The sequence below is a fragment of the Peribacillus simplex genome (assembly GCF_900156045.1).
Taxonomy (GTDB): Bacteria; Bacillota; Bacilli; order Bacillales; family DSM-1321; genus Peribacillus; species Peribacillus simplex_D.
In genome coordinates this window covers 189,739-204,801 of the sequence record NZ_FTMX01000001.1, presented here as the reverse complement: position 1 = coordinate 204,801, position 15,063 = coordinate 189,739, and the positions used below count along the sequence as shown (strand labels likewise).

The 15,063-nt window shown below is 39.8% G+C and carries 15 protein-coding genes; 2 read left to right on the top strand and 13 right to left on the bottom strand.

The features are described 5' to 3' along the window. Positions 1-45 precede the first annotated feature (45 nt). Together BW986_RS00940 and BW986_RS00935 are read left to right on the top strand one after the other, a co-directional pair. Positions 46-819 carry an alpha/beta fold hydrolase gene (locus tag BW986_RS00940; protein WP_076364287.1) on the top strand — a complete coding sequence of 258 codons (774 nt, stop codon included), beginning with the start codon at positions 46-48 and terminating at the stop codon, positions 817-819. 36 nt (positions 820-855) lie between these two features. Then, positions 856-1,479, top strand: coding sequence for a DUF2238 domain-containing protein (locus BW986_RS00935; RefSeq protein WP_076364285.1), 624 nt, complete (start codon positions 856-858; stop codon positions 1,477-1,479). Positions 1,480-1,529: 50 nt separating this feature from the next. Here the strand turns inward: BW986_RS00935 and BW986_RS29455 are convergent, their stop codons facing one another. The 13 genes from BW986_RS29455 to BW986_RS00865 all read right to left on the bottom strand — a co-directional run bounded on the left by BW986_RS29455 (position 1,530) and on the right by BW986_RS00865 (position 15,056). Beyond that, entirely contained in the window at positions 1,530-1,679 is a 150-nt protein-coding gene (locus BW986_RS29455) for an FbpB family small basic protein (protein ID WP_098372439.1), read from the bottom strand. Beyond that, positions 1,672-1,839 carry a Fur-regulated basic protein FbpA gene (locus BW986_RS31170; protein WP_081395464.1) on the bottom strand — a complete coding sequence of 56 codons (168 nt, stop codon included), beginning with the start codon at positions 1,837-1,839 and terminating at the stop codon, positions 1,672-1,674. The genes BW986_RS29455 and BW986_RS31170 overlap by 8 nt, the downstream gene beginning before the upstream one ends. Then, the gene (locus BW986_RS00925; protein ID WP_076364283.1) at positions 1,760-2,371 is read right to left on the bottom strand and encodes a flavodoxin domain-containing protein; all 612 of its coding nucleotides are present in this window, start codon (positions 2,369-2,371) and stop codon (positions 1,760-1,762) included. Before BW986_RS00925 ends, BW986_RS31170 begins: the two co-directional genes overlap by 80 nt. A 248-nt stretch (positions 2,372-2,619) precedes the next feature. Further along, positions 2,620-3,222, bottom strand: coding sequence for a nitroreductase family protein (locus tag BW986_RS00920; protein ID WP_076364281.1), 603 nt, complete (start codon positions 3,220-3,222; stop codon positions 2,620-2,622). 280 nt (positions 3,223-3,502) lie between these two features. Then, positions 3,503-4,153: a DsbA family oxidoreductase gene (locus tag BW986_RS00910; RefSeq protein WP_076364277.1), complete on the bottom strand. Its 651-nt coding sequence runs from the start codon at positions 4,151-4,153 to the stop codon at positions 3,503-3,505. A 217-nt stretch (positions 4,154-4,370) separates the two neighbouring features. Then, positions 4,371-7,409, bottom strand: a complete 3,039-nt coding sequence (locus BW986_RS00905) for an efflux RND transporter permease subunit (protein WP_076364275.1) — start codon at positions 7,407-7,409, stop codon at positions 4,371-4,373. Positions 7,410-8,131: 722 nt separating this feature from the next. Next, the gene (locus tag BW986_RS00895) at positions 8,132-8,830 is read right to left on the bottom strand and encodes a polysaccharide deacetylase family protein (RefSeq protein WP_076364271.1); all 699 of its coding nucleotides are present in this window, start codon (positions 8,828-8,830) and stop codon (positions 8,132-8,134) included. Positions 8,831-8,916: 86 nt separating this feature from the next. Continuing rightward, the gene (locus BW986_RS00890; RefSeq protein WP_076364269.1) at positions 8,917-9,366 is read right to left on the bottom strand and encodes an ASCH domain-containing protein; all 450 of its coding nucleotides are present in this window, start codon (positions 9,364-9,366) and stop codon (positions 8,917-8,919) included. A gap of 105 nt (positions 9,367-9,471) precedes the next feature. Then, a complete protein-coding gene (locus tag BW986_RS00885) occupies positions 9,472-9,792 on the bottom strand; it encodes a hypothetical protein (protein ID WP_076364267.1) in 321 nt (106 codons plus the stop codon). A 111-nt stretch (positions 9,793-9,903) separates the two neighbouring features. Beyond that, positions 9,904-10,356: a GNAT family N-acetyltransferase gene (locus tag BW986_RS00880; RefSeq protein WP_076364265.1), complete on the bottom strand. Its 453-nt coding sequence runs from the start codon at positions 10,354-10,356 to the stop codon at positions 9,904-9,906. A 182-nt stretch (positions 10,357-10,538) separates the two neighbouring features. Next, positions 10,539-12,092 carry a galactarate dehydratase gene (gene garD, locus BW986_RS00875; RefSeq protein WP_076364263.1) on the bottom strand — a complete coding sequence of 518 codons (1,554 nt, stop codon included), beginning with the start codon at positions 12,090-12,092 and terminating at the stop codon, positions 10,539-10,541. Positions 12,093-12,186: 94 nt separating this feature from the next. Further along, on the bottom strand, positions 12,187-13,506 hold the full coding sequence (locus tag BW986_RS00870; protein WP_179085982.1) for an MFS transporter: 1,320 nt from the start codon (positions 13,504-13,506) through the stop codon (positions 12,187-12,189). A gap of 200 nt (positions 13,507-13,706) precedes the next feature. Further along, positions 13,707-15,056, bottom strand: coding sequence for a glucarate dehydratase family protein (locus BW986_RS00865; protein WP_076364261.1), 1,350 nt, complete (start codon positions 15,054-15,056; stop codon positions 13,707-13,709). Between the last annotated feature and the right edge of the window lie 7 nt (positions 15,057-15,063).

Sequence of the window (15,063 nt, the reverse complement as noted above, 5' to 3'; positions counted from 1 at the left end):
CAGGAGGGATATTATGCAAGTACTCTTCGAATGAGGTGAATATTCATGCCAATGTTAGATGTGGACGGTATTAGCTTGTATTATTCCGTTAAGGGAAAAGGGGTTCCTATTGTCTTTATTCATCCTCCAGTACTGACAAGTGTTAATTTCCAATACCAAATGGAAGAATTATCGAAAGAGTTCAAAGTTATCACATTCGATATTAGGGGTCACGGAAGAAGTCAGTATTCAAGACTGCCAGTAACTTATCCCCTGATTATAGAAGATATCAAACATCTGTTGAATCATTTGGAAATTAAAAAAGCTATCATATGTGGTTACTCGACCGGCGGCTCCATCGTATTGGAATATTTGCTGACTTGTAGCGATAGTGCTCTAGGAGGCATTGTAATAGGTGGAATGTCAGAAGTGAGGGATAAATATTTAAAGCAAAAGATTTCTTTAGGAATTTCACTTGCAAATAAAGACGCAGTTCCAATTCTTGCGCTTTCCATTTCATGGAGCAATTCAAATACAGGAAAGTTGTTCAACGAAATGTTTAATGACGCCCTAAAGGGAGATGCCCGAAATATCGAGCAGTATTACCATTATAGTTTGCATTATAACTGTACACACCAGCTAGAGAAAATCACCCTGCCCATTTTACTGATCTATGGTAAAAAAGATAAACCATTGCATCATTACGCTAATTTATTGCATGAAAAATTGCCAAGTACGGAATTAAAATTCATTGAACATGCCAAGCATCAGATCCCTACAAAAGCGGCTAATGGTTTAAATGTAAGCATTAAGCGTTTTATCCATACACGAACTGTTTGATTCGATCAACTGATAAATTTAATGGAGTGAAAAAAATTGGGAAGAGATAAAAGCATACTGATTCATTTATTATTTCTATTGCTAGTCACTGCCGTTTTTATTTGGTCGGTCATTAAGCCTGAAGGATACTTGATATGGACAATGGAAGCACTTCCTGCCGTCGTGTTTCTGATTTATTTACTTGCTACTTATAATAAATTCCGCCTCACTACATTATCCTATTTCGTTATTGCCGTCCTTTCAATCACCATGTTCATCGGTGCCCATTATACGTACTCAAAAGTCCCACTATTTAATTGGCTAAAAGACCATTACGATCTAAACCGGAACCACTATGATCGGTTTGGGCATTTCCTGAAAGGTTTATTTGCGATTGTGATTAGAGAAATAATAATACGTAAAACCCCTCTAAAAAAAGGATCGTGGTTATTTGCTGTTACATTAAGTTTTGCGCTTGCCATTGGAGCCTTATATGAAATCATCGAATGGATAGCTGCCATCGTTTCAAAAGGCGGAAAAGCTTCAAAAGAATTTTTAGGAACACAAGGTGATATTTGGGACGCACAATGGGATATGTCGTTAACATTGATCGGCTCCATCATTGTCTTGTTCACCTTGTCCAAACTTCATGACAAGCTGTTACGAAAAGTGAAAAATTGAGTAGAAAAAACCGAAATCAAAAGATAGATTTCGGTTTTATTATTGTTCAATCATGATTGTACTTGCTTACTTCCCTTTTTTTCATTGATGGCTTTTTGGTCGATTTTTGTATAGATGCGTTCCACTTCCATTTTGTCATGCAACAGAAGTTCGCGGTTTTCTTTTAGCAGTTCAGTATAAGATTTCCTTCTCCTAGACATTTTTTAATTCACCTCTCAAGTGATTGAATTCCTTTTGTAAAACAACTATCGGAAGCTCATATAGTTGTTTATTATATTTTTTAAAAATCCCTAATTTCAGAAGTTCTTGTATAAGTTCCTCTTTTTTTGCTTCTCCCTTTGCACTTAATTGGGTAATCATCAAGGACCCTCCTTAACAAAAATGCTGACTTTTGGTATTTTGGGCTGCCTAGCATCCGATCCCACATGAAGAATCTCCACTTCTTCCTATTGCTTCCCCATATAAGGGCATGCTCTGCAAAGTCTTCACATTTCCTTAATTGTTCGTATGTACTGCTATCCTGGTGTATTTTCAATACTCGATCATATACATCAAATCCAACTTGCTTCATTTTATCGGAAAGAGTATCTATCGCGGCGCAAGGTTTCGAATGGGTCAAGTCGCCGGCACCAAAGAATGCGACTTTCACTCCAGCAAAGTCCACCTGGTCCATTTCTTCATAAAACTCGTGTGCTTCATACGGTAAATCTTCAAGATTCCATGTATATAAACCAATAAAGGCCAAATCAAAATCCTTTAAAGCATCAACTTCAACAGTATCCAATCTTTCCATATATACTTCACAGCCGACAGCCTTCATTCTATTCTTTATGTTTATAGCCATATTCTCGGTATTACCGGATAAACTGACATAACCAATGAATACCTTCATCTATATCACTTCCTAATTGAGAATTACTTTCATTACACATATCACTATAAATGAAAATGATTCTCATTGTCAATTATTTACCTCCACTATTATATTCAGGATGAATATCGGCAACGCATATTTTCGCTTCACCTTCCCTGTATCTGTAATGCTTCTGGAACGTTTCTTCAAATAAAAAGAGCACGTTTTACTCATTAAGAGTAAACGCGCTCTTGGTTAATCTAGTATCCCAACCCTAAAATTTTGAATTAATAAAATTTCACAATATCCTCGAAAGGCAGGAGCATTTTTTCTCCTGGTTGTTCATTCGGCTCACCAAATGGCATTTGAGCTATCAGCGACCATTTCCCTGGAAGATCCCAGGTCTTCATCACTTCTTCATCTATGATGGGATTATAATGTTGTAAAGATGCCCCTATACCTTCCGCTGATAAAGTCATCCATACTGCATACTGAAGCATAGCATTTCCTTGATGGGACCAATATGGAAACTGTTCTTTATAGGAGGGTGCTTTTTCTTGCATTTGTTCTATTGTTTCTTGATTTTCAAAGAATAGAAGGGTACCCACTCCATCACGAAATCCTTGTAATCGTTCTACTGTTGCCGCAAAGCTCTCTTCCGGAACTCGGGAACGAAGTGTTTCTTTTACAATATCCCAGAACTTTTCATGCTCGTCATCCATCACTACTACCACTCGTCCACTTTGCATATTAAATGAAGTTGGTGCATGTAAAGCCGTTTTCAATACTTCAATCATTCTTTCTTTCGTAATATTTTCGTTCTTTTTCACCTTACGGATGGAACGGCGATTGATAATTGCTTCTTTTAAATTTGTTGTAGTTGCTGACATTTTGACTCCTCCAAATTATGATGTTTTTAATTTTTGGCTGTTTTCGCTTACTTTGTTGCTATTTTCCAAGTAAAGCGGTGTGGTTGATTTCCCCTCCAGATGCTCGCTTTCCGCGGGGCGGGCGGTGAGCCTCCTCGGCGTAAACGCCTGTGGGGTCTCACCTGTCCCGCTGCTCCCGCAGGAGTCTCGCACTTGCGCTCCAATCAACCTTAAATCGTTTCGTTTTAAAAACAACAATCTTTACGAAAAGAGCCTAATTTTTTTAATCCTCAGAAGGTTTTTAGCAATTCCCCTTGCCATCACATTGCAAGCCCTCAAGTTCATTCCGTTTATTTTTTGCCTCTTCCTTCTCAATGACTTGCGCTAACCTTTCTTTGCTGGCTAGTCCTTGAATAACTTCATCACCAATAATAAACGTCGGGACAGCCCTGATATCCGCTTCTTCATAAGCATGTTTCAGTGCTTCTTGGTGCACTTCCCGATACTTTCGTGACACTAATGCTTCTCTAAAAGCATCTATAGGAAGTTCAACTTCACCCGCTAATTTTGTCAATACTTCAATATCTTCAATATTTTGTTCCTCTTGAAAAAACGCTGTAAATACTCTGTTGTGGAACTCTTTCCCTTTTCCGTGCTCCTTTGCAAAATGGCAGCCTTCGAACGCCAAATGTGTATATGGATGCGGGGAGACACGGGGTAAACGCATATCCACTCCCAGTTTTTTCGCAGCAGGCAGAATGTAGGAATCCCATGAATTCAACTTATCGGGTTCATTCCATGGATCAATTTTGGAATATGGACTCGGTCGCAATTCAAATGGCATCCATTCCACTTCTACATCCTTTTCCTTTACGATTTCGTCCAAAGGACCTTTACCTAAAAAACAAAATGGACATATAAAATCAGAATACGCTTTAATTTTCACTGTCATTATATATTCCCTCACTTTTCATCATTGGCTAAACTTGTAATCGAACCAGTTACAACACAAACTAAAAAAAATATAACATTGTCACTAGCTGTAATCATTTTAGTTACAGGTCAAAAGAAAGTCAACCATTATTTTAAAAAAACTAAAGAACATGTACCATTTTACAGAAAAAAAAGTTTGTAAAGAAAGCGTTGCTTTCTCTACAAACTTTTTATTATTACATCTCGATTTGTTCGTTTACGGGTTCCCTCTTTTTCTTTCTCTGTTTTTTCGATTTTTTATAGTACAGCAATTCGTATATACATGGAATGACGATAAGTGTGAGCAGGGTAGACACGGCTAACCCGCCAATGACAACGATCGCTAAACTTTGTGAAACCAAGCTTCCTGTTTCGGCCTTTTTATATAATAGGGGCAGCATGGCACAAATCGTGGCTACAGCCGTCATTATGATCGGACGGAATCTTGTAGCTGTCGCTTCGACGATCGCATCACGGATAATCATTTTTTCTTCATTTTGTTTGACTCGATCCAGAAGCACAATCGCGTTTGTCACAACAATTCCAATTAACATAAGAGCACCCAGCAGTGCTGTAATATCGACTGGAATTCGACTGATAACCAATCCTAATACCGCTCCAATGGCAGCGAATGGCAAGGAAAATAGAATGGCGATCGGCGCTTTGATCGATTTGAATGTTATAACCATGATTAAAAAGACAATGCCGATCGATATTAACATCGTAAGGAACAAATCGGAAAAATCGTCTGTTTGCTGAGCACTGGCTCCCCCGACTAGAATATCTACATCATTCGGAATATCAAGTCCTTTGTTCTTCTCTTTATCTCCAAATATCTCAAGATTTATTTTGCTTGCAATTTCGGAAAGCTTAGTCGGATCGACCGTTGCCGTCAATTGAAGATACGTTTCCCCATCTTTATGGAACTGCGTTGTTGCACTCTCTTCGCTCTTTAAAGAAGCGACCTTTGACACAGGGGCTAGACCGCCATCTGTCATGATCGGAATGCTTTTTAAATCCTCTGGTTTTTTAGGATCTAAGATTGGTTCAAGGACGACAGGTGTCTGTTTATCCTGTAAAGTGATATTGCCGATAGGCGTTTTATTAAGCATGATACCTAATTGTTGACCGATTTGTTCTGTATTGCCTTTAGCCGGATCTACCTTGAATGAATAAATGGTTTTCTTTTCGTCTTGGTTCGTTGTTACTTCTTCAATTCCTTTAATATCCTGTATGCTTTCTTTGACCTTATTGGCCGTCAGTTCCAAATCTTCAACATTACTGCCGATCACATCTATCGTAATGTTCGTCTTTGATGCCCCCATCATAAATGAAGAGGCTTGGGCCGTAAGCTTCGCATCAGGATAGTTTTCTTGTTCCTTTTCCATCTTCTTTAGGATCGTATCTACATTTGCTTTATCCTTCACCAGGAGGCCGAAAATCGCTTCTGTAGGTGATGCGACTTCACCATATTGCGCCATCTCGGCAGAGTTTCCTAATTGCATGAAGATATTATCCACTTCACTCATATCCTGCATCGTTTCTTCGAGTTCAATCGCCTTTTCCTTCACTTTTTCATAGGGCTGATCATTTGGATAAGTTAATGTCACGGAAACATAGTCTGCTGAAGAATTATCAATCGCCCCTTTTGGCATGGCAAAATATGTACCAATGGAACCGACAAACAACAGCATGGCAATAATCAAGACAACCCACTTATGGTTTAGTGACCAAGTAACCAGCTTGGTAAAACGCTTGGCCGGGCGATGTTTTGGCAGCTCCGTCCTTTTCAGCAATCCTGCACTCATTAACGGAACAACTGTTAATGCCACGATTAAAGAGGCCAGCAAAGAATAAGTGACAGTCAAAGCGAAAGGAAGAAGAAACTCTTGTAGCCCTCCATTCAATAAAGCAACCGGCAAGAAAACGGCTACAGTCGTAAGGGTTGAAGCTGTTATCGCCACTCCCACTTCTTTAGTTGCACCCATCACCAATTCCATTGAAATCTTCTCCTGCTGCATTTTCCGGAAAATATTTTCAATAACAACAATGCTATCGTCCACCAAGCGCCCGATCGCTACAGCGACACCGCCCAGCGTCAAAATATTCAGCGTCACTCCCGACAATGACAGCAAAAATAACGTAAAGCCAAGAGATAGCGGTATGGATACAATTGTAATGAATGTGGATCGTACATTCCGTAAAAAGACCATGATTACTATCGTGGCGAATAGCGCACCTAGCAGAACTTCCTTTACCATCGTCTGAACGGAAGTCTCCACCATATCAGCTGTAGATAAATAAATGGTCGATTTTTGGTCACTATACTTTTCATTAATTTCCTTAGCTACTTTTTCAACCTCTTTACTGATTGTGACGGCATTTGATTGACTGTCCTTGATAATGCTTAAATCAATGCTTTCCTCCCCGTTAAAACGGCTGATGAGGTTGCCATCCTTCGTTTCTTCAACTTTTGCTATCTCTCCAAGTGTGACATTTGGAGTGACCTTTAACGCTTTTAATTTTTCAATACTTGTTAAATCCCCGATAACCTTGATGTTACTTGCCTTCCCATCAATCACTTTTTCACCTACGGCCAAAGCTGCATTCTGACCGTTAAGGACGCTCATGACATCTTGAATGGAGACTTTCTTTTTAGCCAATTCCTCATTATCCACCTTGACTGAAAGAACGGATTGGGAAACTCCAAATGTCTGTACATCCGAAACCCCTTTAATATCTTTATACAGAGGCTCTAATTCTTTCTTGGTAAAGTCTATATTTTCAGCTGTTAATCCATCCTTAAAAGTAACGGAAACAAATGAAATGGGAATCATTGATGTATTTAACTGTGTAACAGTAGGCTTTGCCATGCTTTGTGGCAATGCTACACTGCCTAAAGCCTCTTGAACATCAAGTTTCGCTTGTTTCATATCCGATCCGGCTTCAAAGAATAGATCTACTTTTGAAAATCCATCTCCCGTGGTGGAGTATATTGAACTCTTTCCCTTAACTCCAGTGACTGCCCTTTCAATCGGATCTGTAACTTGCGCTTCCATCGTTTTCGAATCGGTGCCCTGCCCCATTGTGATAATCGTAACTTGTGGATTATCAGCAGCTGGTAAAAATTCCATCGGCAGTTTAAAATAACTGACAACTCCTATCAACAAAATAAAAATAGTTACCAATGATACGGCAGCCTTGTTCTTAAATGACCACTTAGTAAAAAACTCCACGTACTAATCACCCCTGAATATAATTTAAAAGAAAATAATTCCATTTCAAATCTTACCATATATTACTAATCTTGGAGTGTTAATTTTTTATTGATTTTTATTTTTTTTTATGTCTCTCGATGTAGAGAACTTTTTTCCACATAAAAAAGGCTGCCGCAGCAGCACCCAGTTTTTAGACAAAAGGAGTTCTATCTGAATTTTAAAACTACGAACTCCTGCGGGAAAAGCGTGGCCAGGGGAGACCCCGCTGGCGCGAAGCGTCGAGGGCGGACCGCCCACGGTAAGCGAGTGCCCTACGTTCCAATCAACGTTCAAATAGCACAACCTAAAAAAATGCAAACAAACTCGATCATTTATATCTCTTGAAAAAAAGCATAGCGATAGCCAAAACCATTACACCGATAAGCAATAACGGGCCGATGCCCGAGCTATACACGAAGTATACCTTGATGTGGCGAAAAATGAGCACGACAAGAAATAGGAATAACAGGAAACTCAAAAGGATGATCAGAGCGGTATTTTTATTCCGATACAAGTAACCAGCCCCATTTTGATAGCTTTATTTACACTTAGGAAAAATTCATGCGAATGCATGCCCTTAAAACGGATTCCGTTAAGAAACAATATGCAGACCACGTTTTGTACTATTCTGTATATCAATTAAAAAAGGGCTGCCGCAGCAACCCTTTTCTTCGAAAATCGTACATACGGTATAAATGAAACTACAATTCTTGAAGTTCATTGACCGTTACAAATGTATACCCTTCGTTCGTTAACTCTTGTAAGATCCCTTCAATCGCTTGAAGTTCTTTACCCGTATCATCATACATTGGATGCATCAGGATGATCGAACCTGGTTTTATATTTTCCTTCACATACTTCATTTTGTCAGAAGCGGAAGTGTAATAGCTATCTGGTTCCAGATTCCAGGTAATGGTCTCTCTATCATTTTCATTTAAATAATAAGGCAGACCCATGATTTTTTTCCCATTGGGTGGCCGGACGTCAATTTCACCCTTATATCCGGAGTCCTGAATTAATTTATCCGTTTTCTCGATTTCCGCCTTGATAAAAGAAGGCGATTTAAAAACCATTCGCTTGTGGGAATACGTGTGATTCCCAATCTGATGTCCTGCTTCCGCTATTTTTCCAGCTTCCTCTGGGTATTTTTCGATTTCGTTACCAATCAGGAAGAAAGTAGCTTTTACATCGTATTTTTCCAATAACGGAAGGATCTGATTCACATTCTTCGATGGGCCATCATCAAATGTCAAAGCGACCACTTTTTCATTCGTCTCGACATTATCCGTCAGTCCTCCGAATACCTGATATGTTCTCGAATTCATTAATTTATACGTACCAAGCAATAGCAGGAAAACAACCACGATTCCCAATCCAATGAATGTCAGTTTCTTTTTCATGCAAATACCTATCTTTCTATAAGTTTTTTAATCCAATGACCTATTATAGCAAATCACTGAACGAAAACACTTATTGTTCCCTTCTGTCACTTTACATGTATCAATTCAAAACGCTCACACACAAGCAGCATATCTTCTTTAAAGGTGTGGCCGATTTTGCCCAATTCTTCTTTCAGCCATTTTTCATGAGCATCCCACCAGTATGTATAGGTTCGATCACCCTCCCCTTCTGCAATCGCAAACTCTTCACTCACTTCATTCATGGGCAATACTTCGACTTTCACTGTTTGGATGATGGCTAAGGGCTCATCCTCACTACTTAAAATAATGCTGTAATCACCTACGGATGGTAATGGTTCATGTTCCTCTTCATAAAAAACATAACCAGAGCACGTAGCCGTTTTTATCCCATCCATCACTAATTGAGCCAACTGATCGGGATCAGCCCCGAATTGCCATGCACTGACTGCCTGGGGTTTTTCTTCATCTTTCCCCTGCCAAAATTGATTCCAATATAATTCCGCTTTGACATTCATTCTATGATTCTCCATTCTGTTTTTAGCTGTCCGTGATGCATCACGAAAGGTCCATTTGGTTTCAATCTATCTCTACGCCTTTTATCTTCCAATCATATCCAAATACTAATTTATTCTACTGGGCAATTCTATTTCACCAGTTAACAACAAGGTGATGACGATAACCCCAAATATAAAGAATGACGAGGAAAAAACCAAAGAAATGATAGAAATCACTTTTTTCTCCGTTTTCTTCAAAATTCCTATGACGGAGAGGACGATGCCTGCAATCGTAAGGAAAAAAGTTATATAATCACCCGTCATGCTCCCGATATTTGCCATTCTAATAGGTGTAATAAAAACAGTAAAAAAGCAAATGATTCCAATGATGAATGAAGTGAAACTAATTACACCGTACCTCTTCTGAATACATGCTTCGTTTTCCATCGAGCACACCCTTTCATCAGATCCTGCACATCTTAATATCTCAAACATAATTTTAACATATAATACCAGACGAATTGTTGTGCATAGAAAAAGGGGTCAAAAGACGGTGAATCAAAGCTTCATTTTCATCCCTTCATGAGTGGCTTTAAATCCTAAACGTTCATAAAATCGCAGTGTTTCTTCCCGCTTTTTATCGGTCGTCAGCTGAATGATATGGCAGCCACGCTTCCTGGCACGGTCAATCGCATATTGAATCAACTTGCTTCCAATGCCTTTCCCCCGTTCTGAAGATGCCGTCCGAACCCCTTCGATCGTTGCTCTCCAACCGCCTTGATGGGTAATATATGGAGTGAAAGTGATCTGCTGCACCCCAACGATTTCCTCACCAAGACATGCTACGATCAATTCATTATTGTCATCTGCATCAATGGATGCAAATGCTTTTAGATAGCTTTCAGGAAGGGGATTTTCATAGCGTTCCCTTTCCCTCCCCAATACATCATCCGCCAGCATCCGCACTATTTCACTTAAGTCTTTTACTGTTGCATTCCTGAATGTGACCAAGATATCCCTCCTGTACAGTATTGCCCTTTTTTCGTCATGATGGAAAACCGATCGTCCATTAATAATTTCAACTAAAAGTTAGGCTGTCCTCTTTTCTGGAGGAAAAATAATGACAGTTTTATAATTGGGCCAACAAAAAAAGGATCCCTTTTAAAAGGAAGTCCTTCTTAAGTAAATCATTATTAGGTAATTGGCGCAGGATTGAACAGGACCAAATCATTATGCAGTCCCCAATGCTCTGCCCAGGTTTTCTTTTTACCGCTGGCCACTTCCAAAATGAGGTGAAATATTTCCCATCCGACATCCTCTATGGTTGCTTCACCTGTAGCGATAGTTCCTGCATTTATATCAATCAGATCTTTCCATTGCTCGGTCAATGTATTTCGTGTAGATACTTTGATGACGGAAGCCATTGCCAGATTATAAGGTGTGCCTCTTCCAGTTGTAAAAACTTGAAGGTGCATGCCGGAAGCGAGCTGCAGCGTTCCGCAAACGAAGTCACTAGCTGGTGTAGCTGCAAAAATCAGCCCTTTTTCCGTTGCTTTTTCACCTGGGGCCAGTACGCCTGAAATGGGGCTGCCTCCGGATTTGGCAATGGAGCCTAATGATTTTTCCACTACATTGGCCAATCCGCCTTTTTTGTTTCCTGGCGACGGATTGGCACTTCGATCGGCGTCACCTAAAGCAAGGTAGTTATCATACCAATCCATTTCCTTTATTAAAGCTCTCCCCACTTCTTCATTCACTGCACGGGGCGTCAATAGATGAATCGCGTCCCGCACTTCTGTGACCTCAGAAAATAGAACGGTTGCCCCTGCCCTAACTAACAGATCTGTAGCATATCCTACTGCAGGGTTAGCTGTCACACCGGAAAATGCATCACTTCCTCCGCACTGCGTGCCGATGACTAATTCGGAAACCGGAAACGTCTCCCGCTGCCTGCGGTTCAACTTGATTAAACGTTCCTCGGCCATTTCCATAATGGATTGGACCATTCCCGCAAATCCCTGCTGATCCTGAAGGGAAATGATATCTGAATCGTCCCCGCTTGGATTTATTCTCATTGGAGACAGTTTTTCACACCCCAATCCGACTACCAACGCTTCCCCCCCGAAATTCGGGTGTTTCGCAAGGTTCTGTATTGTGCGAATAGGAATAACCGCTTCCGGTGCATTGATTGCAACTCCGCACCCATAGTTGTGATTTATGGCGACAACATCATCAACATTGTGATACTTCGGGAGAAGCTCTTTTTTTATCCGGTTCACGACGAAATCCAGCACGCCTACTACACATTGAACGCTTGTTGTAATGCCTAATATATTCTTGGTTCCAACACTGCCATCTTCATTGCGGAACCCTTGAAATGTATATCCTTCAAGCGGGGGTAAAGCTTCGGGTATATCATTCGCTACCGGCAATTCCTTTAAATCCGGAGAAGCCGGAAGCATCACCAGTGACTCGTCAATCCAACAGCCCTTACTGATTGATTCAGCCGCATGACCGATAACTTCCCCATAGCGGATGATGGCTTCATTCTCGTCTATATCCATCAAAGCCACTTTGTGTCCTTGTGGTACTCTTTCTTTCAATTCAAGCCCACAAGGGAAAACGGTTCCTTGATCCAAGCCCCCCGTATTAACCACGATGGCGACATTGTCCGACCTATTTACCTTAATATAAAGCGGTACCTCCGTCAGTTGCGTTTTCGTATCCACTTTACCAACCCTTTCCATATAATAAAGCTAGCATGCTTGTCTGTTATGGATATACATGTTGCTTTTTAAATAAGAATCTTCATTTTTCAAAAGTTCGTTTTCTTTACTTCTGTTAATTTTTATCTATCAATACGATTCTTTCAGGTTTATTTACTATGAAAATGTAGGATAGAGCTCCTATGAACAATACACTGGCAACAAAGATCAGGGCACCGCTAAAGGAATTTGTTTTGGCTAAAATAAAGCCGATGACAAGTGGTGTTACAATACCTGCGATATTCCCAATGGTATTAAAAATACCGCCAGTTAAACCAATAAGTTCTTTTGGTGCCATATCACCGACAAGGGACCATGTAAGACCTGCTAAACCTTTTGCGAAAAAGGCAATGGACATGATTAGGATAAGAAGAAAAATATTTGAAGTGAAGTTAGCCAATACGATCGTGCTGGATAAAAGAAACCCAGTGATGATCGGTGTTTTACGTGCAACAGCGAGCGATTTTCCTTTTTTCAATAATTTGTCGGAAATGATACCGCCAACGATACCTCCAAAAAATGCTCCTATATAAGGTACCGATGCTGCAAATCCTGTTTGAATTAGAGATAAACCCTTCTCCGTTACGAGATATGTAGGGAACCACGTTAAGAAAAACCAAACAATTGTATTCAACGCATACTGACCAATATAAATTCCGACCATTTGTCTGTTTGACAACAAAAGACGGATATCAGACCAGTTCACTTTTCTTTTTTCTTCTTTGTTTGCTAACCCTCCACCAGAATTAATATAATCGATTTCTGCTTGATTTACACGTGGATGGTTGTATGGTTCACGTACAAATGCAAACCATAAAATGGCTACAAAGATACCTGCTCCTCCTGCAACAAAGAAAACATCGTGCCAGCCAAACTCTTGTAATATCCATGCCATGACTGGCGTGAAAAGTGCCAATCCAAAATATTGTGCGGAGTTATAAATCGATACCGCCCGTCCGCGTTCATGTTGTGGAAACCACATCGTCGTCAATCTGCTATTCCCTGGAAAAGATGGAGCTTCAGTAATCCCAACCAAGAATCTTAAAATGAATAATCCAAGTAAGGTGCTGATAAATCCTTGAAAAAAGGTGAATATGGACCATAATAATAATGCAACACCATAAACTTTACGTGCTCCAAATCGATCCAGTAACCAACCTCCTGGAATGTTAAATGCAGTATATGCCCAGTTAAAGGCCGAAAAAGCAACACCTAATTTCACTGCATCGAAGGCAAGGTCTTCTTTCATTACTGGAGCAGCTATACCCAAAGCAGAACGGTCAATATAATTAATGACGGTCACGATAAATAACATGGCAAGTATCGTAAAACGCACATTGGTTTTTTTAGGAGATTCAATCTCATTGCTGATGCGTTGAGCACCGCTACTGTTCATAAGCTCCCTCCTTTTATTCTTAATTTTTAGATAAATGCGCTTTCAGTTTAATGCCTTTAGAATTGTAATAAAGTAAGGGCTTACAATTCATGTATTTTTAGCAACTACCATGAGTAGAATGCTAATATTTTCATCTTTAATAGATTGAGATATTCATTCTTTTACTCATGGTAATTACCCATACATTTAAATCGAAAAGTTTATCTCACCATACATGGTTTTTTAGAGTTATATTTCCACTCTTTAATCAGATACTGCATGGAAGTTGAATCATCACGATCATGATATGGCAGACTACGATATAATTCATTTGCTTTCATCACTTTATCCATATTTATTTCTACACCTAAACCAGGTTTATCAGGCAGTTTAATCATTCCATCTTTAATTTGTAAAGAATCATCACATAATTCTTGGCCATCTTGCCAAATATAGTGTGTATCGATTGGTGAAATATTTCCTGGCGCAGCAGCTGCTACTTGTGTAAATGCCGCCAATGTAATATCAAAGTGGTTATTGGAATGCGACCCCCATGTTAAGCCCCAATCATTTAATACATGCGCCATACGAATACTGCCATTCAATGTCCAGAAATGCGGGTCAGCCAACACAATATCGACTGCTCTAAGTGCTGCTGCATGATGGAATTGACGCCAATTTGTCGCAATCATATTTGTAGCAACAGGCAGACCGGTTGCAATCTTGAATTCAGCCATTATTTCACGGCTGGAGAATCCCGCTTCAGGACCACACGGATCTTCAATATAGGCAAGTATATCTCCTTTACCTTTGCAAAGCTTAATGGCTTCTTCCAGTGACCAAGCACCATTTGGATCAAGATTAATTCTTGAATCAGGGAATGCTTCATGTAAAGCTTGAATCGCTTCCATTTCTTCTTCTCCACGAAGCACTCCACCCTTTAATTTGAAACTCTTGAATCCATAACGATCTTCAGCTGCTTTTGCTTGAGCGACAATTCCTTCAGCTGTTAACGTTTCAATTCGTCTAACGCGGTCCCAATCATCCTTAAAATGTGTTTCACGTAAATAATCAAGATTGAGTTTTTCCATATCCGCGATATAGAATAAATAGCCTAAGAAAGGAACTTCTGTACGTTGAATACCTCCATCGCCAAGTAGCGCTGCAATTGGTTTATTAACAAATTTACCAAGCAAGTCCATCATGGCGCATTCAACAGCAGCTTCCGCTTGCACAACAAATTTTAAATTGGCTAAATTCAATCCTTGTAACCCTTCACCAGAGTCACCTTTTATATTCAAACCACCTTTACGTATTGCAGTAATACAACCTCTATAATCGGCAATCTCTTGTCCTACCACAAATGGACGATAACTTTCTATCATTCTGGTAATATCATCGCCGCCATGAATCTCACCGATACCCGTATTCCCCGTTTCATCTTCTAAAATAACAATATTACGAGTGAAATAAGGAGCATGACAGCCACTTAGTGTGAGCAGGGCACTATCATGGCCTGCTACTGGAATAACCTTCATATCTGTAATAATTGGCGATCCCTGCGATTTCATTATTTAA

What these genes read in the sequence shown, in the direction of transcription:
- BW986_RS00940 (WP_076364287.1), top strand. Translation starts at nt 46, where the DNA reads ATGCCAATGTTAGATGTGGACGGTATTAGCTTGTATTATTCCGTTAAG.
- BW986_RS29455 (WP_098372439.1), bottom strand. Translation starts at nt 1,679, where the DNA reads ATGTCTAGGAGAAGGAAATCTTATACTGAACTGCTAAAAGAAAACCGC.
- BW986_RS31170 (WP_081395464.1), bottom strand. Translation starts at nt 1,839, where the DNA reads ATGATTACCCAATTAAGTGCAAAGGGAGAAGCAAAAAAAGAGGAACTT.
- BW986_RS00925 (WP_076364283.1), bottom strand. Translation starts at nt 2,371, where the DNA reads ATGAAGGTATTCATTGGTTATGTCAGTTTATCCGGTAATACCGAGAAT.
- BW986_RS00920 (WP_076364281.1), bottom strand. Translation starts at nt 3,222, where the DNA reads ATGTCAGCAACTACAACAAATTTAAAAGAAGCAATTATCAATCGCCGT.
- BW986_RS00910 (WP_076364277.1), bottom strand. Translation starts at nt 4,153, where the DNA reads ATGACAGTGAAAATTAAAGCGTATTCTGATTTTATATGTCCATTTTGT.
- BW986_RS00895 (WP_076364271.1), bottom strand. Translation starts at nt 8,830, where the DNA reads ATGAAAAAGAAACTGACATTCATTGGATTGGGAATCGTGGTTGTTTTC.
- BW986_RS00890 (WP_076364269.1), bottom strand. Translation starts at nt 9,366, where the DNA reads ATGAATGTCAAAGCGGAATTATATTGGAATCAATTTTGGCAGGGGAAA.
- BW986_RS00885 (WP_076364267.1), bottom strand. Translation starts at nt 9,792, where the DNA reads ATGGAAAACGAAGCATGTATTCAGAAGAGGTACGGTGTAATTAGTTTC.
- garD (WP_076364263.1), bottom strand. Translation starts at nt 12,092, where the DNA reads ATGGAAAGGGTTGGTAAAGTGGATACGAAAACGCAACTGACGGAGGTA.
- BW986_RS00870 (WP_179085982.1), bottom strand. Translation starts at nt 13,506, where the DNA reads ATGAACAGTAGCGGTGCTCAACGCATCAGCAATGAGATTGAATCTCCT.
- BW986_RS00865 (WP_076364261.1), bottom strand. Translation starts at nt 15,056, where the DNA reads ATGAAATCGCAGGGATCGCCAATTATTACAGATATGAAGGTTATTCCA.